Here is a 21,532-nt window from a genome sequence, read left to right on the forward strand (position 1 = left end):
TCATTGTCAGGTCGGGTGGTTATTCACCACCACCCAACGAGTGCACGAAAAGTGCCAGCTGCTTGACGGTGGCATCGCCAAGGCGCTCGCCCCAGGCAGGCATAACGCCATGCTTTGGTGCGCGGACCTGTGCGGCTATGCCGTCTTCGCCTTCAACCTTCAGCCAGATGGCATCGGCAAGGTTTGGCGCGCCAAACTCGCGGTTGCCCTTGGCATCTTCGCCGTGACACGAAGCACAGTTGTCGGCAAAGATCTGCTTGCCCGGTTCAACCATGCTGGCATCACGCGGCGTGCCGGTCAGGCTGACGACATAAGCTGCAACCTGCTTGATTTCCTGTGATTGCAGCATGTCGGCATAGGCTGGCATTTCCGACAGGCGTGTATCGTCATCATCGGCAAAACGAATACCATGGGTAATCGTTGTGTAGATGTCGTCAGCGCTGCCGCCCCACAACCAGTCGTCATCGTTGAGGTTGGGGAAGCCTGCACCACCCGAAGCACCTGAACCATGGCACTGGATGCAGTTGACCTTGAAGGCGGCAGAACCACCGGCAACGGCAAACTGCAACAGCTCATTGTCGGCCTGAATGTCGGCCAGCGACGATGCGGCAATCTTGTCGAGGTAGACGCTCTGTGCCGTCTTGGCTTCCACCATTTCGCCGGCAAAGTCAGCACGACTGCTCCAGCCAAGCAGACCCTTGGTGTTTTCGGTCAACAAAGGCCATGCCGGATAGGCAATCGTGTAACCGATTGCCCAGATGATCGTCAGGTAAAAGCACCATACCCACCAGCGTGGCATGGGGTTGTTCAACTCACGAATACCATCCCATTCGTGACCGGTGGTTTCCACGCCACTAATTTCGTCAATGTGTTTTTCCGACATATCCTAGTCCTCCTTGAGAGGAATATTGGCTGCGTCCTTGGCCTGCTTTCCGCCACCGGGACGCAATGTGAAGAGGACGACCGCAAGAAAGAACAGTGTCATGGCCAGCAAGCCCCAACTGTCCGCGAAGTGACGCATGGCTGTGTAGGTTTCCACGTCATCTCTCCTTAGCGGTAGCCAGCGGCATCGTCGTAGGTCGAAAAATCGACCAGCGTGCCGAGCATTTGCAGATAGGCAACCAGAGCATCCATTTCCGTCAACTTGGCTGGGTCGCCGTCGAAGTCACCGAGCTTTGCCTTGGGATAGCGCGCTTCGATACCTGAAGTATCCGCATTGGGATCTGCCTGTGCGGCAAGATCGGCAGCGGCGTTTTCGATCATCTCGTCACTGTATGGAACGCCCACGGCACGGTTGGCCTTGAGCTCCATTGAAACGTCGGTGATCTTGAGCGGTGTTTCCTTCAGGAAGGAATAGCTGGGCATAACCGATTCCGGCACGACAGAGCGTGGCTCGACCAGATGCTGCACATGCCATTCGTTCGAATAACGGTCACCGACGCGGGCGAGATCTGGCCCGGTGCGCTTGGAACCCCATTGGAACGGATGGTCATACATCGATTCAGCGGCAAGGCTGTAGTGACCGTAACGCTCAACCTCGTCGCGGAACGGACGGATCATCTGGCTGTGGCAGGTGTAGCACCCTTCACGAATGTAGATGTTGCGTCCGGCCAGCTCGAGCGGCGAGTAAGGCCGCATGCCCTCCACCTTTTCAATGGTGTTTTCGAGGTAGAAAAGCGGTGCGATTTCAACGATACCGCCGATGGAGACCACAACGAGCGATCCCACCAGAAGCAATGTTGCATTACGCTCGATGACGCCGTGTTTATCAAGAATAGACATCGTCAAACTCCTTACTCAGCCGGTTGCAGCGCAGGCGCGGCATCCTGGCGAACACCCTCTTGGCGCTGATGGCCAAGAATGGTTCTGGTAATGTTGTAGGCCATGATGATTGCACCGCTGAGGAACAGCAGACCGCCACCGGCACGCAGCACGTAGTACGGGAACATGGCTGCTACAGATTCTGCGAACGAGTAAACCAGGAAGCCCTGCGCATCATATTCGCGCCACATCAGAGCCTGCTGGATACCGGCAACCCACATGGCGGCCGCGTAGACAACGATACCCAGTGTGGCCAGCCAGAAGTGCCAGTTGACCAGTTGCAGGCTATACAGACGATCGCGGTTCCACAGCTTTGGCACCATGTAATAGAGGGCGCCGAAGGTGATCATGCCGTTCCAGCCAAGCGCGCCGGAGTGAACGTGGCCAATGGTCCAGTCGGTATAGTGGCTGAGCGAGTTGACGGCCTTGATCGACATGACAGGACCTTCAAATGTTGCCATGCCGTAGAAGGCAACCGCCATAACCATCATGCGAACGACCGGGTCGGTACGGATCTTGTCCCATGCGCCCGAAAGCGTCATCAGACCGTTGATCATGCCACCCCACGAAGGCATCCACAGCATGACCGAGAACACCATGCCCAGTGTCTGCGCCCAGTCCGGCAGCGCCGTATAGTGCAGGTGGTGCGGGCCAGCCCAGATATACATGAAGATCAGGGCCCAGAAGTGGATGATCGACAGGCGGTAGGAATAGACCGGACGGTTAACCTGCTTGGGAATGTAATAATACATCATGCCCAGGAAGCCGGCGGTCAGGAAGAAGCCCACGGCGTTATGGCCGTACCACCACTGTGTCAAAGCATCCTGCACGCCCGAGAAGGCCGAGTAGCTCTTCACGCCGAGGAACGAGACCGGCACCGCCAGATTGTTGACGATATGCAACATGGCAATGGTGACAATGAAGCCAAGGTAGAACCAGTTGGCCACGTAAATGTGGGGTTCCTTGCGCTTCAGGATCGTGCCCAGAAACGCAATGAGATAACAGACCCAGACAATTGTCAGCCAGATATCGACGTACCATTCCGGCTCGGCATATTCCTTGCCCTGCGTAATGCCGAGAAGGTAGCCGGTGGCGGCCATGACGATAAACAGGTTGTAGCCCCAGAAAACGAACCAGCCGAGGTTACCGCCAAACAGGCGTGCACGCGATGTGCGCTGAACCACATGGAAAGACGTCGCGATAAGCGCGTTACCACCAAAGGCAAAAATGACCGCCGAGGTGTGCAGCGGGCGTACACGACCGAAATTGAACCATGGCTCAATATTGAGGTCGGGAAATGCCAGCTGAAGCGCAACGATCAGACCGACGAGGAAACCGACAACGCCCCAGAACACGGTGGCAATGACACCGTATTTGATGACTTCATCGAAATACTCCGACTGCTGACGCTGCTTGGCGGCGGCATCGATCGGCGCAAAGGATGTGCGTCGCAGCAACACGACCGCGCCGATGAGCAGCACGAAAAACAGCACCCACATGTGGGATGCAAACTGATTATCATGGGCGAATGCCGCCCCTAGCAACGCAATAAAGGCTCCCAGAGCCACTATCACGAATTCCAAAGTGTAGTTCATTGTTGGTTTCCCCCAACGTCCTGGCTGATCCGACGCGGCCAGACATCTGCCCTGTGCAGAGTCGTGCGGCATGTCGCGTCGTTTGGAGAAGTGCCATTCGCGGGCAAAACTTACCTTGATCCAAATCAAGGCAGACGCGGCAGACTGTGGGAGAAATAGAAACGAACTGGAAATAGCGGCATTTTCGCAACTGGATGCGTCCTTCGGGACATCATGCCGCACGACAGGCGTGGCAGCGCAGCCAGTCTTGCGCTTGAAGGGCAAGAACGAGGTCATGACCATGGCACAGAAAGGCAATCTTTCAGGGCGACCTGAACAGGAAACCATCACCCCGTTATCGCGGGCGGAAAAGGATTTCCCCAAACTGGACTGGCTGCGCCGGGCGCATACGGAACAACTGGCACTGTGCCGGGAGCTGGAAGAGATCGCAGATTCCCTGCCCTCCAACGTCAACCGGCAAAAATGCATCTATGCCGCCAAGGCGCTTGGACCCGTCATCCGCGGCGCTCACCATTATGAGGAAACTGTGCTGTTTCCCTGGATAGAACATCGCACCGGTCAGCGGGCTCGTTCTGAGACGCTGGAACGTCTGCGCTTTGAGCATTTCGAGGATGAATGTTTTGCCGAAGAACTGACCGATGCCCTGCTGAAGGTCGGCTCAGGCAATCCGGTCAACATGGAGGCAGTCGGCTACATGCTGCGTGGTTTTTTTGAAGCAACGCGTCGACATATAGCCTTTGAAAGCGACTGCCTTCTCGAAGAGCTGGAAAACGAGCAGACGCATTGAATCAAAAACTTAAGTACCCGATTCAAAATATGAGGAACCCGACCTTACCCCTTCATTTTAAGGGGTAATCCAGCCGCGATGAAATAAACTTCATTTGCAACTTCGGCCACATTTTGATGCAGGCGGCCAGCATGGTCACGAAACTCTCGCGCCATGCGATTGTCAGGCACGATGCCAAGCCCGACTTCATTGGACACAAACACCAGCTGCGCCTTAGCCACCGCAATGTGACGGCAAAGAGCCTCGAATTCGGCGGGCATATCCCTGTTGTCCATCATCAGGTTTGTGACCCACAATGTCAGGCAATCAATGAGAATGATCCGTTTGGGATCATCAATCTTTTGCAGCAGACCCACCAGATCAACCGGCTCCTCATGGCTGGTCCAGACAGCACCACGCCGGGATTGGTGCTCACGAATGCGCTCTCGCATTTCATCGTCCCAGGCTCGCCCGGTCGCCACATAATGGGCGTCGAGGCCGCTTGCTAGAACCAGTTTTTCGGAGAAGGAAGATTTGCCGGAACGCGCACCACCCAGCACAAGAACCGTTCGATTTTGGTGCGACATGAAAATCCGCTCTGTCATGTATGAAATTATGTCCGGACCCCAATGCGCGTAGGCGCAAGGCCATTGCATCAAGTCATGAAAAGGGACGATTCGTAGATAGGAGGCGTCCCCCGGTCGATCATGCTCAACACTCCGGTTTGTCTGCCTGCTGTCATTTCCCCGGTTTGCACCATTACAAACCGCAAGGAAACTGAAGGCCAGCAGCAAAAGGTCCGGACAACCAAAATCTAGGATCAGGCTGGGCGCGTGTCAATGATATCTGGGAGTAGATAAAAATCAAAAAGCGCGCGAGCCATCAAGCTTGCACGCCTCCTGAAAACACCTCGAACAGAGGCAACGGCGACCGGTACGCAATACCTTTTCCGGAGCCGGACTGACGGTCTCGCCGTCTGCACGACTACAATTAACCAGACATTCTTACCGGAGAGTTAGCAAGCGACTCACATTCGAAAAAACTTTGTCGTTTTTTTGCATTTTTATCGCGAACCATCTCACTGACAAAATAGACACCGTTTTTTCAGTCCGTTGAGATAGATGATGTCAGCACATTGCCTGACGGACCGCATGCGGCCATTATCGCCCGGTCTGAAGCGGCACGGATTCGATTGGCGGTCTCACAACATCATGACAATTATCGACTATACGGCTTTTGTAATCTTCATCCTCTCCTGGAGCAGTTACGCCTGGCTGACATCAGGCAAGCCGCGTTTTGCGCGCCTCAGCCTCAACCAGGCCATGGCCGAGCGCCGCCGCAAATGGATCTACAATTCGCTGCGCCGTGACCTGAAAATGATCGACACGCAGATCATGGCAGGCCTGCAGAATGGCACCGCCTTTTTTGCTTCGACCTCGATCTTTGCGATTGGTGGCTGTTTTGCGCTTCTGGGCGCGACAGATCAGGTTGAATCCGTGTTCAAGGACATGCCCTTTGTGCATTATGCCGGACGCACGGCCTTTGAACTGAAGGTCATCGGACTGACGACCATCTTCGGTTATGCCTTTTTCAAATTTGGCTGGTCCTACCGCCTGTTCAACTACTGCACTATTCTGTTTGGCGCCATTCCGATGGTCGAGGACAGTCTGGGTGACCGGCGCGCAGCAGAACAAGCGGCCGAAAACGTCATCCGCATGAACATCATCGCCGCTAAGAACTTCAATGATGGCCTGCGTACCATTTTCCTGTCGATCGGTTATCTCGGCTGGTTCATCGGCCCTTACGTGTTCATTGGTGGCACGCTCTTCATCATCGCGGTTCTGACACGCCGTCAATTCTTTTCGGAAGCGCGCCTGGCGATCATGGAAGATGAACAGCCTTGAAATTGCCTCACTTTGAAGGCGTTGCGATAATCTTTGCAGAACGACAAAATCAGGGATGAGAGAATGACCGAAGCGATCACCGGGACAACGCCAGCCGCCCCGAAAGGCCGGATCGGCGCACTCGATACATTGCGCGGTATTGCCCTGATTGCCATGGCATCCTACCACTTCACCTGGGATCTGGAGCTGTTCGGTTATCTCGAGCCGGGCACCGCAACCCAGGGCCTTTGGAAGATCTATGCGCGCGGTATTGCCAGCAGCTTCCTGTTTCTGGCCGGTTTCAGCCTGTATCTTGCCCATTCCAAAGGCATAAACTGGCCGTCTTTCCGCAAGCGCTTTGCCATGATCGCTGCGGCTGCCGTGGTAATCACCGTCGCAACGGCCATTGCGACGCCAGATGGCATGATCTTTTTCGGCATATTGCATAATATCGCCGCCGCAAGCCTTGTTGGCCTGTTGTTCCTGCGACTGCCTGTCGTCGTCACGCTGGTCGTTGCCGCGGCTGCACTTGCCGCACCGTTTTATCTGACGGCGGATATTTTCAGCACGCCATGGCTGCTCTGGATCGGCCTTTCGCCGGTCATGCCGCGCTCCAATGATTATGTGCCGCTGCTGCCGTGGCTTGCGCCGTTTCTGCTCGGCCTCAGCGCTGCGAAAATCGCCCTGCCCGCTGGCTGGCTTGATCGTTTTCGTACCCCAAGCCATCCGCGCAATCCGCTGGCCCTTGCCGGCAAACACAGCCTTGCCTTTTACCTGATCCACCAGCCCATTCTGGTTGGTATTGTTTATCTCGCATCGCTGGTTGCACCGCCCCCACCGGTCGATATGGTCGAGGAGTTCAAGAAGAGCTGCGAGCGAACCTGCGTCAGCGGTGGAAACGGTGTTGAAATGTGTCAGAGTTTCTGCGGCTGCACGCTGGAAAGACTTCAGGCCGAAAATGTATTTGATAATATGATGGCCAGCAAATTGAGCCAGCCAGAGCAGGCAAAAATCGAAGAAATCTCGCTTCAATGCACACGACAAGTGCAATAACGGCAACAAAAAAGCCGCTGCGATAAACAGCGGCTTCACACTATCCGAATTTCGAAACGGTTAGGTGCCGACACCAATTTCCGCAAGTCGGGTCAGACAGGCTTCTTCGACATTGTCGAGTTCCGCAAGCGTCTCTTCAATGTCCTTGCGCTTCTGGCGAAGCTCATTGCGCTTCTCATCGACTTTTTTCATCAGCATCTCAAGCTGGCCGGACTCGCCCGGCGGCTCTTTGTAGACCTGAATGATTTCGCGGATTTCTGCGATGGTGAAGCCGATACGACGGCCTCTGAGAATTTCCTGAATAAGCCTGCGGTCGGCCATTCTGAACAATCTGGTGCGACCACGACGTTCAGGATGAATGAGCCCCTCGTCTTCGTAAAAACGCAGCGTTCTTGTCGAAACACCAAATTCCCGTGTAAGCTCTGTGATGCTATAATATTTATTCACGTGCCGATCCGCTTCATGTCAGGCAATTGAGTATATTGACCTTCACGTAAAAGTCAATTTTACAATTGATCCTCACCTAACATAATCGCCACGTCTCGCCTTCAGCACAAGAATACCAGACCTTGCAAAAACAAGGACTTGAAACCCGTAATTGTGCAAACAATTCCTGCACGTGATCGTCGCTAATGTATGCCGAACCACCAGGTCGCAAGACCGAGAAACGAGAAGAAGCCCACGGTATCGGTCACTGCCGTCACAAACACCGCAGAAGACACCGCCGGGTCGGCGCCAAATCGGTCCAGCACGATCGGAATGAGAATTCCGGCCAGTGCCGCCGCAAACATGTTGATCATCATGGCCGCTGCCAGAATGCCACCGATTTGGATATCGTGGAACCAAAGGGCTGCCAATGTACCGATGGTACAGCCAAACAGCAGGCCATTGAGAATACCAACGCCCGCCTCACGACGGATAATACGTCTGGCATTGTGAATATCGAGGTTCTTGGTGGCAAGCGCCCGCACAGACACCGTCATGGTCTGCGAACCGGCATTGCCGCCCATGCCCGCCACGATCGGCATTAGAATGGCAAGCGCCACGATCTCTTCAATGGTCGCGTCAAACAGGCCGATGACCGATGCCGCCATCGATGCGGTAAACAGGTTGACGGCAAGCCACGGCATACGCGAGCGTGACGTGCTGGCCACGGAGTCCGACAGTTCTTCGTCACCGACACCACCAAGGCGCAGCAAGTCTTCTTCCGCCTCTTCCTGGATAACGTCAACCACGTCATCGATGGTCAGCACACCGACCAGACGGCCGTTTTCATCCACCACGGCAGCGGACAGAAGGTCATACTGTTCAAACAGCTGCGCGGCTTCTTCCTGGTCCATCTCCGCCGCAATCGGGTGGTTGGTTTCATGCATGATCGTTTCGACCTTCACCTGCCGCTTGGACCGCAGCAGTTTGTCGAGATCAAGCGCGCCAACCAGCTTGAAAGTCGGGTCGATCACGAAAATCTGGGTGAAGCTTTCGGGAAGTTCCTCTTCCTCACGCATGTAGTCGATGGTCTGGCCAACCGTCCAGAATGGCGGTACGGCCACGAACTCGGTCTGCATACGACGACCGGCAGAGCTTTCCGGATAATCCAGCGCACGGCGAAGCCTGACACGCTCGGTGAACGGCAGCTTGGCGAGAATTTCTTCGCGGTCCGCGTGGTCAAGGTCTTCCAGAATGTAGACCGCGTCATCCGAATCCAGTTCACCGATACCGGCAGCAATCTGCTCATTCGGCATCTGCTCAACGATATCCAGACGAATGGCCTCATCGACCTCCGTCAAGGCGGTCATGTCGAAGTCGTCACCCAGCAACCGCACCAGCGCGTGGCGCTGTTCCGGCAGGATTGATTCGAGCAGATCGCCCAATTCGGACTCGTGCAACCTTGCGACATTTTTACGCAGGAACAGCAGGTCACGATCGGCGATTGCTGCACCAACCATGGTCAAAAAGTCGGAGCGGATAGAGCCGTCATCCGAATAAATGTCAGAGGCTTTATTGGAAGGTGTCACATCCAGAGGCTCGTGACGATCGTCGTCAACATCAGTCATTGGCGCCCCCTGTTTTACGTGAATGTCCCGAATTACGGGCTGGCTGGAGAATGGCTCTTAAAACCGCATTGTCAACGATCAGGCAAGATGGATGCCAAGGAAAATTTTGATCGGAGAGACAATATCATGCGGTCATAAACAACCGCTTTAAACAGATTCCTGCGACGAAATCGCGACGCCGATGACCAAGAGTTGAAAAACTCAGACTAAGATACAAGTTGACATATGGTACACATGGGGGAATCTGGAGAATACAACAAGACATTGCCAATGAGGCAATGCGACCAGAAGGCGCAGGAATTGCGCTGAAGCATGTCGCGCAAAAGTGTTCAGCGGTTTTGCGATAACGACATGCAAAAAAACAAAGAGCTAAAGAATAATTTTTGGGAAAGACCACGTTCATGGGCAAGATGGATTTCATCGGCAAGGCATCCTCCGCAGCTGGCGGCTGGGGCGCGTTGAAAAGTGTTGGCAAGAGACTGCTGGAATCCGGCGCACCAATATCCGGCGCCCGTACCCTTCTCAAAGCCAATCAGCCTGACGGCTTTGACTGCCCCGGCTGCGCCTGGGGTGACCCGGAGCACGGTTCCTCCTTCGAATTCTGCGAAAACGGCGTGAAGGCCGTAGCGTGGGAAGCAACTGAAAAGCGCGTACCGCCAGACTTCTTCGCCAAACACACCGTCACTGAACTGCGTGGCTGGAGCGATTACGATCTTGAGCTTCAAGGCCGCCTCACCAACCCGATGCGTTATGACCGCGCCACCGACAAATATGTTGCCGTATCCTGGGACGACGCCTTTGCCGAAATCGGCTCGGTGCTGAAAAGCCTTTCGGACGCCAACCGCGCCGAATTCTACACATCCGGCCGCGCCTCCAACGAAGCAGCGTTCCTGTATCAGCTGATGGTCCGTCTCTACGGCACCAACAATTTCCCTGACTGTTCCAACATGTGCCATGAGGCCAGCGGCGTTGGCCTGAAGGCTTCCGTCGGCGTTGGCAAGGGCACAGTTCTGCTGGAAGACTTCGAACATGCCGATGCGATTTTCTGCATTGGCCAGAACCCCGGCACCAACCACCCACGTATGCTGGGTGACCTGCGCCGTGCGGCCCTTCGCGGTGCACGTATCGTTGTCTTCAACCCGATCCGCGAAAAGGGCCTTGAGCGCTTTACCGATCCGCAGGACAAGGTTGAGATGATCACCGGCGGCAGCGCCAAGATCGCCACCAACTATTACCAGCCACGCCAGGGCGGCGACATGGCTGCCGTGCGCGGCATGAGCAAGGTGATTTTTGCCGCTGATGACGCAGCACGCGCCGCTGGTCAGCCCGCCATTATCGATTACGACTTCATCAACGAACACGCCGTCGAGTTTGACGCCTACCGTGCCGCCGTGGACGCCACCAGCTGGGACGCGATCATCGACCAGTCCGGCCTGACCCGCGAGCAGATCGAAGAAGCAGCAAACATCTACATGACGTCGAATGCCGTTATCGCCACCTGGGCGATGGGCATTACCCAGCACAAACATTCTGTCATTACCATCCGCGAAATCACCAACTTCATGCTGCTGCGCGGCAATATCGGACGTCCAGGCGCCGGTCTTTGCCCGGTACGTGGCCACTCCAACGTGCAGGGCGACCGCACAGTTGGTATCGACGAAAAGGCACCACCTGCCCTGCTGGACGCGCTTGAAAAGGAACTGGGCGTGCCAATGCCGCGCAATCGCGGCCACAACACGGTTGAAGCCATTAGCGCCATGCTGGACGGTACTGCCGAAACCTTCATCGCGCTGGGCGGCAACTTCCTTCGCGCCACACCGGACAGCCCGCTGATCATCAAGGCGTTTGAAAAGCAACGGCTGACGGTCAACATCGCCACCAAACTCAACCATTCGCATCTTGTACCGGGTCAGGTGTCCTACGTTCTGCCATGCCTTGGCCGCACAGAAATCGACCGCAACTCCAAGGGCGTCTCGCAGATCATCACCGTGGAAGATTCCATGAGCATGGTTCACGGCTCCGGCGGCATCAACACACCAGCCTCTCCCGAGCTGAAGTCGGAAATTGCAATCGTTGCCGGGATTGCCGAAGCAACGCTTGGCAACGCCCATGTCAACTGGCGCGCCATGGCCGAAGATTACGACCTGATCCGTGACATGATCGAGCGTGTCCTACCGGGCTTTGAGAACTACAATGAGCGCGTGCGCGTGCCGCGTGGGTTCCACCTGCGCAACGCCGCCGCAGAACGCGAGTGGAACACACCAGCCAAGAAGGCAACCTTCTTCACCGGCGAATTGCCGGCAAAGACCGAGCACCAGCAGGCGCTTGGCGAAGAAGGCATCTTCGTGCTGCAGACATTCCGCAGCCATGACCAGTACAATACCACCATCTACGGCATGGATGACCGTTACCGTGGCGTTTACGGTGAACGCCAGGTCGTGTTCATGAACCCGAAGGACATGGAAAAGCTGGGCGCGAAGGCCAAGCAGCGCGTTGATGTTGTCGGAGAATATGGCGATGGCATTGAGCGAATTGCCGAAAACTTCCGCCTTGTGCCTTACAACATTCCAGAAGGTAGCATTGCCGGTTATTACCCGGAACTGAACGTGCTTGTGCCACTGCACAGCTACGGCGAAGGCAGCTTCACCCCAACCTCCAAGTCGGTTCTGGTGTCGGTTCGTCTGCGCATCGAGGCTGATACCGAGGCTGCATAATGTCTGAAGATACTTCCGCCGAACGCTTCATGGCGATGGTGGAAAAGGTCATGGAAACGGCCCCGGATGGTTTGGACACCACCGGGGCCGCACTTCTGTGCGCTATTCACCTCGGCATCGGTTCCGACAGCCGCAGCCTGTCGAAAAAGCTCGGCATTGCCCATGCGCTGGTGTTACGTGAAATCACCGCCATGTCTGGCCGCTTCCTTGCCGTGACAAAACGTAATGACCGGACACAAAGAACCTTTGTGGAATTGTCAGCTATTGGTAAGGAACTGACCGAGGTCGCCTATGCCACCTCTGGAACCTCGCATGACATCGAAAACATGACACCGCAAGCCTGACGCCTTCTGGGTTTTATCAGGCGCAAAACCGGAGCATACAGTGGCAATCAGGCCCATTCTGCCCTACCCGCATAGCGGGCTTTCTACACCTTGCCAGCCGGTGACTGTGTTTGACGATGCGGTAAAAACGCTGTGCACCGACTTGCTCGACACCATGCGCGCCGCGCCCGGCGTCGGCATCACGGCTGCCCATATTGGTGTATTTCAGCGGGTATTTGTGCTGGAACTGTCGCCACAGGACGGCGTCCGAAATTATATCAACCCGGAAATCCTCTCGCAGTCCGCACATACCATGCGTCACACTGAGGGCAGCGTTTCGATGCCCGGCTATACGGAGGAAGTGGAACGCCCAGCGGCCGTTCGCGTACGTTATCAGGATATCACCGGGGCATTTCACGAAGAAGAGGCAGAGGGATTTCATGCCATCTGCATCCAGCATGAAATCGATCAGCTTGATGGTATTTTCTGGCTGCAGAAACTGTCGCGCCTCAAGAGAGACCGTCTGGTGCGCAAATGGCAAAAGGCCGCTCACGCACCAAAATCATAAGCAGAGACGATTACGCTTTAACCGTTAGGTCAAAGGACACAGCACCACGCAGCGTGTTGCTGACGGTGCAGATATCTTCCGCCATATGGCCGATGGCCTGACGCTCGTCGTCGTTAAAATTACCCTTGATATCAAGCGCGATATGGAAGGTCTCGATGCGGGACGGTTCCGTTTTTGCCTTCTCGCCGGTTACTTCAGCCGTCACGTTCTCAAACCTGTCGAGGATGCCGAGCTTGCTGGCTGCGATGCGCGCGCTCAGCACCATGCAGGCCGCCAGCGATGAATAAAGCAGATCAATCGGATTGAAGCCCGGATCGGAAGCGCTGGTGGTGACGCCAAGCGCGCCGCCGGTTGGCGTTGTGAGGTCCGGCTGGCCCATTCTTGCCAGAACGGCCGTTGCGCCCGTGGGCCTTGTTTTCACTTTTACCTGGGTCATGTGTTGTCTCCGCCGGCCGATAGGATTTTTTTCAATTGTATTGTCCGCAATGGAACCAATGTGGTGATGAACGCATTTGATACGCAACGGTCAAGAACCGTTGGAAAATTAAAGGAGCTGGGACCAATGGTTACATCCACCCTCATCAGCATTTTGATCACGTTTCTTGTTATCGTGCTGATTCTATGGCTGGTCGCTCGCTTGCCAATTGCTGGCAGCGCGAAGCAGATCGTCCAGGTTATCGTTATCATTATCGGTATTATTTCGCTTCTGAAATATCTCGCCGTATTCTGATCGATCGCGACAGGAAACAAAAAGAACAGGCGGCAATAACACCGCCTGTTCTTTTTTATTTAAATTGAATTTCAGATATTTGCCGCCCGCTTCCAACCCAGCGTCAGCAAGCCGGCGCCAATCAGCAGGCTTCCGCCTGTTCTATTGACCACCCTCTGCACCGATGGTTTGCGAATGGTGTTGCGCGCAGCAGAGGCCAACAGCCCGTAGAGTGCCGCATTGATGATGGCGAGCACCAGGAACGTCGTTTCAAAGATCACCATTTGCGGCAGCCATGGCAGCGTCGGCACCAGAAACTGCGGCAGAAACGCCACAAAAAACACGATGCTTTTCGGGTTGAGCGCAGTGACGATATAGGTATGCAGGAATATCCGCATCGGCCTTTCCTTGCCCGTCACATCGCCCTGTGAGGCATCGCCACCAATAACAGGCGCACGCCACAGCTTGATCCCGAGATAGATCAGATAGGCCGCACCCACCCATTTCAGCACCGTAAACAATGCAGCAGACGTCGCCAGCAAGGCACCAAGCCCCAGCATTGAGGCGGTCATCGCCGTAAAATCACCCAGCGCCACACCGGCAACCGTTGCCGTACCGGCCTTTCGGCCATGGCCAAGCGCATAGGAAATGACAAGCAGGATGGTTGGCCCGGGAATGGCCAGCATGACAATTGACGCAGCAGCAAACGCAATCCAGTTTTCAAACGGCATGGCAAATCCTCGCTCCAGAGAAACGCCACCAAGCCACCATTTTAACTGAAGTTCAAGCGCCGTTTATTGGGCGCGCAGGCCAAAGCCCTGCATCAGGCGACGGGTGGCGAAATCTGGATTGCCTGAGGTGAAAATCGCCACATCAAAACCATCGGGATGTACGGCACCCTGAACCAGCGGCACCAGATGGCGTGCCCGTCGTGCAATGGCTTCAGCCGGGTCCAGCCAATCGACTGGCCACGGTGCCAAACGACGAAACAGATTGGACATGAGCGGGTAATGGGTGCAGGCCAGCACGACGATATCGGTCTTGCGCTCCTCCTGCTCGACAAAACACGGCGTGATCTCAGCCATCACCGCCTCATCCGATACCGGCTCACCCCGGATCCAGCTTTCCGCCATCCGGGCCAGATTTTCCGAACCGACCAGTCGCACATGGCACTGGGTGGCAAAGGACTGGATGAGGTCACGCGTGTAGGCACGTTTGACCGTGCCGGGCGTGGCAAGAACCGATACAAGGCCGGAGCGTGTTCGCTCTGCTGCAGGCTTGATCGCCGGTACGGTACCGACAAAGGTCATGGCAGGAAACGCTTCACGCAGTGCCGCACCGGCCAGCGTAAAAGCGGTGTTGCAGGCAATGACGCAGACCTCGGGATCATGCTCGACAAGCAACCGGTTAAAAAGCGCCAGAATACGCTCTTTCAGCGCCTCTTCTTCCCAGCCGCCATAGGGAAAACCGGCATCATCGGCAATATAGATGAATTCGCGTTCCGGCATCAGAACGCGAACCTCGCGCAAAACCGTCAGGCCACCAATTCCGGAATCAAAAACCAGAATTGGTTTCAGCTCATGCGTCTGTGCTGTCATCTTCCGAAACGCCCTTGCCGCCGGCATTGTTGTTGGGAGGCTGATAAAAAGCTCCACGCGGCGAGTTGCGCGTGTAACGGTCAAAGGTACCGAACACGCCGCGCAAAACGCTGATCTCCTGCGAGCTCAGCGCGCGTCTGGACAAAACGGCACGAAGATTTTCGGTCATGCGCTGCCTTTTGCCTTCCGGGCGGTAGTAACCGCGGGCATCCAGCGCTTCTTCCACCTGTTCATAAAGGCCATGCAGCTCTTCTTTTGTCGCCGGCCGCTGCTCGATCGGTTGGAAAAGCGTCGAAGACACGTCTTCCATGCCAGACTTCATCCACTCATAGGACATCAGCAGCACCGCTTGCGCGATGTTCAGCGATGCGAAGGCTGGATTGACCGGGAAGGTCACGATCTCGTCGGCAAGCGCCACTTCTTCATTGGTCAGACCCCAGCGCTCGCGACCAAACAGAATTCCGGTTTTTTCGCCGCCGACAAATTTACCGCGCAGCGTCGCAACGGCGTCGACAGGCGCACGTACCGGCTTGAAACCGTAACGTTCACGGGCAGTGGTGGCATAAACGAAATTCAGGTCGGCAATCGCTTCTTCCAGCGTCGCAAACACCCGCGTGCCGTCAATCACATGGTCTGCCTTGGAGGCCGCAGCACGGGCCTTCTCGCTTGGCCAGCCATCCCGCGGGTTGACCAGACGCAGTTCCGCCAAGCCGAAATTGGCCATGGCACGGGCAACCATGCCGATGTTTTCGCCCAGTTGCGGTTCAACGAGGATGATTGCCGGGCCTTCTGCCACAAGTTCCAGCTCGCTATTGGTACCAGCCATATTCTTCTTCCAGATTACACGGGCGCTTCACTGGCACAAAATGCAGCGCAAATCAAAGTGTGCAGCGGAAAAAGGCCAATTGAAGACCGGCACTATTCACCCTTGATGATGCCATCCATCTCGACAACCAGGGAATCCGTGCCGTCGTCACCAACCCGGTGAATGTCATCAATGACAGGTTTGCCGTTTTCTTCGATGACATCGAAATGCACTTCGTTGACCATGTTCTTCATGTCGTTTTCGTCCATGCAGGACCACAGCTTGAAACTGACCTTGACGTCATTCACGCCGCCATCCTTTGGCTGAGCAGGTGCAATCGCCAGTTCCTGTATTGGACAGCCATCCTGTGAACTGGTCACAACGTCGTAGCCAAAGGGGTCGCCCGGCTCGTTGTTTTCGGTGTCATAGGCCGGCTTCTTTGCCGCCTGATGGTAGGTTTCGACGAATTTCTTGCTGAACAGGCTGTTCAGCATGTCCTCGTCAAAAATGTATTTCCACTCTTCCTGCTCGCCGGACCAGTTCTTGACGGTGATATCCATCACCTGACGCACGGGTGCGGTCGCATCTGCGGCGAATGCGCAGCTGGAGGCCAGAAAAACGAGGGTGGCAGTGAAAAAAGTGCGCATAAAAGTGTCCGGTCGCAAATCGACGATGAAGGAATGATTCGCCAGACTGTATTCCCATCCTGTCATTTGTCACCCACCCAACTTCATTTGGGCAGCCATGCAGAAAAACATGCTCCAAGCCTTTGCGGACGGCGCATGCGATGCTATAGCCGCACCGGATATTTTTCCGATACCGCGGACTTGTTCCGCCTCATTCATGGCGAGGAATTCATGGCAAAGATCAAGGTTGCAAATCCGGTTGTCGATCTCGACGGCGACGAAATGACCCGTATCATCTGGCAGCTCATCAAGGACAAGTTGATCCTGCCTTACCTCGATCTCGACATCGAATATTATGACCTTTCGGTCGAAAACCGTGACGCGACCAATGACCAGGTGACTGTTGATGCGGCTCACGCCATCAAGAAGCACGGCGTTGGCATCAAGTGCGCAACCATTACTCCAGATGAAGCCCGCGTTGAGGAATTTAGCCTCAAGCAGATGTGGAAGAGCCCGAACGGCACCATCCGCAACATTCTCGGCGGCGTTATCTTCCGCGAGCCAATCATCTGCAAAAACGTTCCACGTCTGGTTCCAGGCTGGACGAAGCCAATCGTTGTTGGCCGTCACGCATTCGGCGATCAGTACAAGGCAACCGACTTCAAATTTCCTGGCAAGGGCAAGCTGACGATCAAGTTCGTTGGTGAAGACGGCCAGGTTATCGAAAAAGACGTGTTCGACGCACCAGGCGCCGGCGTTGCTCTGGCCATGTACAACCTGGATGAGTCGATCCGCGAATTCGCACGCGCATCCATGAACTACGGCCTGATGCGCAAGTGGCCAGTTTATCTGTCCACCAAGAACACCATCCTCAAGGCTTATGACGGTCGCTTCAAGGACATCTTTGAAGAAGTTTACCAAGCCGAGTTCAAGGCGAAGTTCGACGAAGTCGGCATCATCTACGAACACCGCCTGATCGACGACATGGTTGCTTCCGCTCTGAAGTGGTCCGGCGGCTACGTCTGGGCATGCAAGAACTACGACGGCGACGTACAGTCCGACACCGTTGCACAGGGCTTCGGTTCGCTCGGCCTGATGACCTCCGTTCTGCTGTCGCCAGATGGCCGCACGGTTGAAGCTGAAGCTGCACACGGTACGGTTACCCGCCACTACCGCCAGCACCAGAAGGGCCAGGAAACCTCCACGAACTCGATCGCTTCGATCTTCGCATGGACACGTGGTCTCGCACACCGTGCCAAGCTGGACGACAATGCCGATCTGGCAAAGTTCGCTGCCACGCTGGAAACCGTTTGCGTTGACACCGTTGAAGCCGGCTTCATGACCAAGGACCTGGCACTGCTGATCGGTCCTGATCAGCCATGGCTGTCAACCACTGCCTTCCTCGACAAGATCGACGAAAACCTTCAGAAGGCTATGGCTGCCTGAGACAGCCAAACCTGAAGAGAACTTCGAGAACCCGGCCTTCGCGCCGGGTTTTCTTTTGGCTACGAGAGCAATGTCTTGATTACATCACAGGTCAGGCGCAGAATTTGCCAAAATGGAGGAGACGTTATGAGTGACCTGACATTTTATACCAACCCCATGTCTCGCGGTCGCATTGCCCGCTGGATGCTGGAAGAGGTTGGCGTGCCCTACCGCACCGAAATTCTGGCCTTCAGTACCGACATGAAATCACACGCCTACAAGGCGATAAACCCGATGGGCAAGGTGCCAGCCATCAAACATGGTGACACCATCGTCACCGAATGCGCGGCGATCTGCGCCTATCTTGCCGATGCATTTCCCGGCGCAAATCTTGCCCCACCCACCAAACAGCGCGGCCTTTATTACCGCTGGCTGTTTTTTACGGCGGGCCCGTTGGAAATGGCAGGTTGCTTCAAGGCGCTCGGTGTTGAAGTACCGCCAGACAAATACCGCATGGTTGGCTGCGGCGCTTATGCCGATGTCATGAACACACTGGAACTGGCTGTCAGCGAAAACCGCTTTGTGGCTGGCGATCAGTTTACAGCGGCCGACGTTTATGTCGCGTCACACATCGGCTGGGGCATGCAGGTCGGCACGGTCGAAAAACGTCCACATTTTGTGGAATATCTCAGCCATATCAGCGAACGCCCGGCATTCAAGCGTGCCTTGCAACTGGATGAGGAAGCCTCGAAAGATTTGCAGCCCACCGGCTGACATGGCTTAGCGGACGGCGATCAGAAAATAAAAAAAGGCGGGTCAAACCCGCCTTTTCTATTGGATGTTCCAGTCTCAGCCAGCGAGTGCCGCCGCAACAGCCTCAATGGCTTCAGATGCCTTGGCACCATCAGGGCCACCGGCCTGCGCCATGTCAGGACGGCCACCGCCACCCTTGCCGCCGAGAGCGGCAGAAGCAACGCGCACCAGATCAACGGCGCTGAAGCGCGATGTCAGGTCTTCGGTCACAGACACAACGGCACTTGCCTTACCATCTTCAGAGACGGCAATCAGCAGCACAACGCCGGAACCAATGCCTGCCTTGGCATCATCAGCAAGGCCCTTGAGGTCCTTGGCTTCAATACCGGACAGCGACTTGGCCAGCAGCTTCACGCCGCCGATCTCCTGCACATCGCTTGCAGCGCCGTCAGCGGAACCGCCGCCCATGGCCAGCTTGCGACGGGCATCCGTCAGTTCCTTTTCAAGCTTCTTGCGCTCATCGAGCAGGCTTTCAACGCGCGACAACACTTCGCCCGGCTGAACCTTCAGCGAAGAAGCCAACGCCTTCACACGTTCGTCCTGCTCGGCGAGGTAGGCCAGAGCGCCCTGGCCGGTGACAGCTTCAACACGACGAACGCCAGCACCAACCGCGCTTTCGCCCAACACGCGCACCAGACCGATTTCACCGGTTGCTGACACATGCGTACCGCCGCAAAGTTCTACCGAGTACGGACGGTTGGCCTTGGCGCCGTGAATGCCAGTGCCCATCGACACAACGCGCACTTCGTCACCGTACTTCTCACCGAACAGCGCCATGGCACCTTCGGCAATCGCATCGTCAACGCTCATCAGACGCGTGGTAACAGGCGCATTCTGCAGAATGATTTCGTTGGCCATCTGCTCAACGATCTTCAATTCCTCTGCCGTCATTGGCTTAGGATGAGATACGTCGAAGCGCAGACGCTCAGGCGCAACCAGCGAGCCCTTCTGGGCAACATGCGTGCCGAGGATTTCGCGCAGCGCCTCATGCAGCAGGTGGGTTGCCGAGTGGTTTGCACGCAGACGCGAGCGGCGGTCATGATCAACCGTCAACTGAACAGCGTCGCCGACCTTGAGACCGCCCTTTTCAACCGTACCAATGTGAACGAACAGGCCTTCGCCCTTCTTCTGGGTATCGGACACGGCAAATGCGCCATTGTCAGATGAGATGATACCGGTGTCGCCCATCTGGCCACCGGATTCACCGTAGAACGGGGTCTGGTTGACGACAACCTGCACGGTTTCGCCTGCAGCAGCCGCATCAACAGCCTTGCCGTCCTTGACGATGGCCTGAACTACGCCTTCTGCCGTTTCGGTGTCGTAACCGAGGAATTCGGACGCGCCGAGCTTTTCCTTCAGTTCAAACCACACGGTTTCCGTTGCCTTGTCGCCGGAACCGGCCCAGTGCGAACGTGCCTCGGCCTTCTGGCGCTCCATGGCGTCGGTAAAGCCGGAAATATCGACGCCGATTTCACGCGCACGCAAAGCGTCCTGCGTCAGGTCGAGCGGGAATCCGTAGGTGTCGTAAAGCTTGAATGCTGTTTCGCCGTCCAGCATGTCGCCCTTGTGCAGTGTCGAGGTTGCGTCGGACAGCAACGAAAGACCACGCTCCAGCGTCTTGCGGAAACGGGTTTCTTCCAGCTTCAGCGTCTCAGAGATCAGCGGCTCTGCGCGCACCAGTTCCGGATAGGCACGGCCCATCTGCTGAACGAGCGTTGGCAGCAGCTTCCAGATCAATGGCTCTTTCGAACCCAGCAATTCCGCATGGCGCATTGCGCGACGCATAATACGGCGCAGCACGTAACCACGGCCTTCGTTGGACGGAAGAACACCGTCGGCAATCAGGAAGGCGGATGAACGCAGGTGGTCAGCAATAACACGGTGGCTGGCGCGCTTTTCGCCTTCAGCAGCAACACCGGTTGCCTCAACCGAAGCGGAAATCAGCGCACGGAACAGATCCGTGTCGTAGTTGTCGTGTTTGCCCTGCAGCAGCGCGGAAATACGCTCAAGCCCCATGCCGGTATCGATCGATGGACGCGGCAGATTGATGCGCTCTTCCTTCGTCACCTGCTCATACTGCATGAAGACGAGGTTCCAGATCTCGATGAAACGGTCGCCATCTTCATCGGCAGAGCCTGGAGGGCCACCCCAGATATGATCTCCGTGGTCGTAGAAAATTTCAGAACATGGACCGCAAGGACCGGTGTCACCCATGGCCCAGAAGTTGTCGCTGGTTGGAATACGGATGATGCGATCATCCGAGAAACCGGCAATCTTCTTCCACAGGTTAAAGGCTTCATCGTCGGTGTGGTAGACAGTCACCAGAAGACGGTTCTTGTCGATGCCGTATTCTTTGGTGATCAGGTTCCAGGCGTGCGTAATCGCCTCTTCCTTGAAGTAGTCACCAAAAGAGAAGTTACCCAGCATTTCGAAGAATGTGTGGTGACGGGCGGTGTAACCGACATTGTCGAGATCGTTGTGCTTGCCGCCGGCGCGTACGCATTTCTGCGACGATGCAGCCGTGGAGTATGGACGGCTTTCCAGACCGGTGAACACGTTCTTGAACTGAACCATGCCCGCATTGGTAAACATGAGGGTCGGGTCATTGCGCGGCACCAGAGGGCTGGAGGCTACGATTTCATGACCATTTTTCTTGAAGTAGTCGAGAAAGGTCGACCGGATTTCATTTACGCCGCTCATGCCCACACACCGCTCATACTGAGTCCTTCATTGCCGTTTGCAATACGGCTAACCATCAAAACCACTGGCTTTTATCGTT

22 protein-coding genes are annotated in these 21,532 nt (G+C 55.8%); 9 read left to right on the top strand and 13 right to left on the bottom strand.

Annotated elements, in window-relative coordinates; all coding sequences use genetic code 11:
- Positions 1–19: 19 nt before the first annotated feature.
- Genes ccoP through ccoN form a run of 4 tightly spaced genes read right to left on the bottom strand, consistent with a single transcriptional unit; the run spans position 20 to position 3,416 of the window.
- Complete coding sequence (ccoP, locus tag ACZ5FM_RS09415; RefSeq protein WP_250981732.1) at positions 20–883, bottom strand: cytochrome-c oxidase, cbb3-type subunit III; 864 nt, start codon at positions 881–883, stop codon at positions 20–22.
- Positions 884–886: 3 nt separating this feature from the next.
- On the bottom strand, positions 887–1,039 hold the full coding sequence (locus tag ACZ5FM_RS09420; protein ID WP_250981733.1) for a cbb3-type cytochrome c oxidase subunit 3: 153 nt from the start codon (positions 1,037–1,039) through the stop codon (positions 887–889).
- Positions 1,040–1,050: 11 nt separating this feature from the next.
- The gene (ccoO, locus tag ACZ5FM_RS09425) at positions 1,051–1,782 is read right to left on the bottom strand and encodes a cytochrome-c oxidase, cbb3-type subunit II (protein ID WP_192488702.1); all 732 of its coding nucleotides are present in this window, start codon (positions 1,780–1,782) and stop codon (positions 1,051–1,053) included.
- Positions 1,783–1,793: 11 nt separating this feature from the next.
- On the bottom strand, positions 1,794–3,416 hold the full coding sequence (gene ccoN / locus ACZ5FM_RS09430; RefSeq protein WP_464038535.1) for a cytochrome-c oxidase, cbb3-type subunit I: 1,623 nt from the start codon (positions 3,414–3,416) through the stop codon (positions 1,794–1,796).
- A 70-nt stretch (positions 3,417–3,486) separates the two neighbouring features.
- Here ccoN and ACZ5FM_RS09435 point away from each other — a divergent pair, with 70 nt between their 5' ends.
- Positions 3,487–4,203, top strand: a complete 717-nt coding sequence (locus ACZ5FM_RS09435; RefSeq protein ID WP_250981735.1) for a hemerythrin domain-containing protein — start codon at positions 3,487–3,489, stop codon at positions 4,201–4,203.
- A 44-nt stretch (positions 4,204–4,247) separates the two neighbouring features.
- On the opposite strand, the gene cobU is transcribed toward ACZ5FM_RS09435, so the two are convergent.
- On the bottom strand, positions 4,248–4,769 hold the full coding sequence (gene cobU / locus ACZ5FM_RS09440) for a bifunctional adenosylcobinamide kinase/adenosylcobinamide-phosphate guanylyltransferase (protein ID WP_464038536.1): 522 nt from the start codon (positions 4,767–4,769) through the stop codon (positions 4,248–4,250).
- Between the two features lie 624 nt (positions 4,770–5,393).
- Here cobU and ACZ5FM_RS09445 point away from each other — a divergent pair.
- The gene (locus ACZ5FM_RS09445; RefSeq protein ID WP_312945010.1) at positions 5,394–6,086 is read left to right on the top strand and encodes a DUF599 domain-containing protein; all 693 of its coding nucleotides are present in this window, start codon (positions 5,394–5,396) and stop codon (positions 6,084–6,086) included.
- Positions 6,087–6,149: 63 nt separating this feature from the next.
- Positions 6,150–7,118 (top strand): acetyltransferase domain-containing protein, encoded by a 969-nt coding sequence (locus tag ACZ5FM_RS09450; protein WP_464038537.1) that lies wholly within the window; start codon positions 6,150–6,152, stop codon positions 7,116–7,118.
- 60 nt (positions 7,119–7,178) lie between these two features.
- Here the strand turns inward: ACZ5FM_RS09450 and ACZ5FM_RS09455 are convergent, their stop codons facing one another.
- Positions 7,179–7,565 (bottom strand): MerR family transcriptional regulator, encoded by a 387-nt coding sequence (locus ACZ5FM_RS09455; RefSeq protein ID WP_192488697.1) that lies wholly within the window; start codon positions 7,563–7,565, stop codon positions 7,179–7,181.
- Between the two features lie 182 nt (positions 7,566–7,747).
- Complete coding sequence (mgtE, locus tag ACZ5FM_RS09460; protein ID WP_250981738.1) at positions 7,748–9,172, bottom strand: magnesium transporter; 1,425 nt, start codon at positions 9,170–9,172, stop codon at positions 7,748–7,750.
- A 401-nt stretch (positions 9,173–9,573) separates the two neighbouring features.
- On the opposite strand from mgtE, the gene ACZ5FM_RS09465 reads away from it, so the two are divergent.
- The 3 genes from ACZ5FM_RS09465 to ACZ5FM_RS09475 are packed head-to-tail and all read left to right on the top strand — an operon-like array spanning position 9,574 to position 12,777.
- Entirely contained in the window at positions 9,574–11,886 is a 2,313-nt protein-coding gene (locus tag ACZ5FM_RS09465; RefSeq protein WP_464038538.1) for an FdhF/YdeP family oxidoreductase, read from the top strand.
- Entirely contained in the window at positions 11,886–12,230 is a 345-nt protein-coding gene (locus ACZ5FM_RS09470) for a hypothetical protein (protein WP_464038539.1), read from the top strand. The genes ACZ5FM_RS09465 and ACZ5FM_RS09470 overlap by 1 nt, the downstream gene beginning before the upstream one ends.
- Before the next feature lie 40 nt (positions 12,231–12,270).
- Complete coding sequence (locus tag ACZ5FM_RS09475; RefSeq protein WP_250981741.1) at positions 12,271–12,777, top strand: peptide deformylase; 507 nt, start codon at positions 12,271–12,273, stop codon at positions 12,775–12,777.
- Positions 12,778–12,787: 10 nt separating this feature from the next.
- Here the strand turns inward: ACZ5FM_RS09475 and ACZ5FM_RS09480 are convergent, their stop codons facing one another.
- Positions 12,788–13,213: an OsmC family protein gene (locus tag ACZ5FM_RS09480; protein ID WP_464038540.1), complete on the bottom strand. Its 426-nt coding sequence runs from the start codon at positions 13,211–13,213 to the stop codon at positions 12,788–12,790.
- A gap of 126 nt (positions 13,214–13,339) precedes the next feature.
- Between ACZ5FM_RS09480 and ACZ5FM_RS09485 the strand changes: the two genes are divergently transcribed.
- A complete protein-coding gene (locus ACZ5FM_RS09485; protein WP_192488691.1) occupies positions 13,340–13,507 on the top strand; it encodes a Thivi_2564 family membrane protein in 168 nt (55 codons plus the stop codon).
- A gap of 71 nt (positions 13,508–13,578) precedes the next feature.
- Here ACZ5FM_RS09485 and ACZ5FM_RS09490 read toward each other — a convergent pair whose 3' ends face one another.
- From ACZ5FM_RS09490 to ACZ5FM_RS09505, 4 genes are all read right to left on the bottom strand, one after another.
- Entirely contained in the window at positions 13,579–14,217 is a 639-nt protein-coding gene (locus tag ACZ5FM_RS09490) for a LysE family translocator (protein WP_464038541.1), read from the bottom strand.
- A 63-nt stretch (positions 14,218–14,280) separates the two neighbouring features.
- The gene (gene murI, locus ACZ5FM_RS09495; RefSeq protein WP_464038542.1) at positions 14,281–15,084 is read right to left on the bottom strand and encodes a glutamate racemase; all 804 of its coding nucleotides are present in this window, start codon (positions 15,082–15,084) and stop codon (positions 14,281–14,283) included.
- Positions 15,065–15,910, bottom strand: a complete 846-nt coding sequence (locus ACZ5FM_RS09500; protein WP_464038543.1) for an RNA methyltransferase — start codon at positions 15,908–15,910, stop codon at positions 15,065–15,067. Before ACZ5FM_RS09500 ends, murI begins: the two co-directional genes overlap by 20 nt.
- Positions 15,911–16,002: 92 nt before the next feature.
- Positions 16,003–16,536: a hypothetical protein gene (locus ACZ5FM_RS09505; RefSeq protein WP_259145969.1), complete on the bottom strand. Its 534-nt coding sequence runs from the start codon at positions 16,534–16,536 to the stop codon at positions 16,003–16,005.
- 210 nt (positions 16,537–16,746) lie between these two features.
- Here ACZ5FM_RS09505 and ACZ5FM_RS09510 point away from each other — a divergent pair, with 210 nt between their 5' ends.
- A complete protein-coding gene (locus tag ACZ5FM_RS09510) occupies positions 16,747–17,961 on the top strand; it encodes an NADP-dependent isocitrate dehydrogenase (RefSeq protein WP_192488686.1) in 1,215 nt (404 codons plus the stop codon).
- 126 nt (positions 17,962–18,087) lie between these two features.
- Complete coding sequence (locus tag ACZ5FM_RS09515) at positions 18,088–18,714, top strand: glutathione S-transferase family protein (RefSeq protein WP_275641529.1); 627 nt, start codon at positions 18,088–18,090, stop codon at positions 18,712–18,714.
- Positions 18,715–18,789: 75 nt separating this feature from the next.
- Here ACZ5FM_RS09515 and alaS read toward each other — a convergent pair whose 3' ends face one another.
- Positions 18,790–21,453: an alanine--tRNA ligase gene (gene alaS, locus ACZ5FM_RS09520; RefSeq protein WP_464038544.1), complete on the bottom strand. Its 2,664-nt coding sequence runs from the start codon at positions 21,451–21,453 to the stop codon at positions 18,790–18,792.
- Positions 21,454–21,532: the final 79 nt, after the last annotated feature.

The sequence above is a fragment of the Agrobacterium sp. 5Ca50 genome, assembly GCF_055381905.1.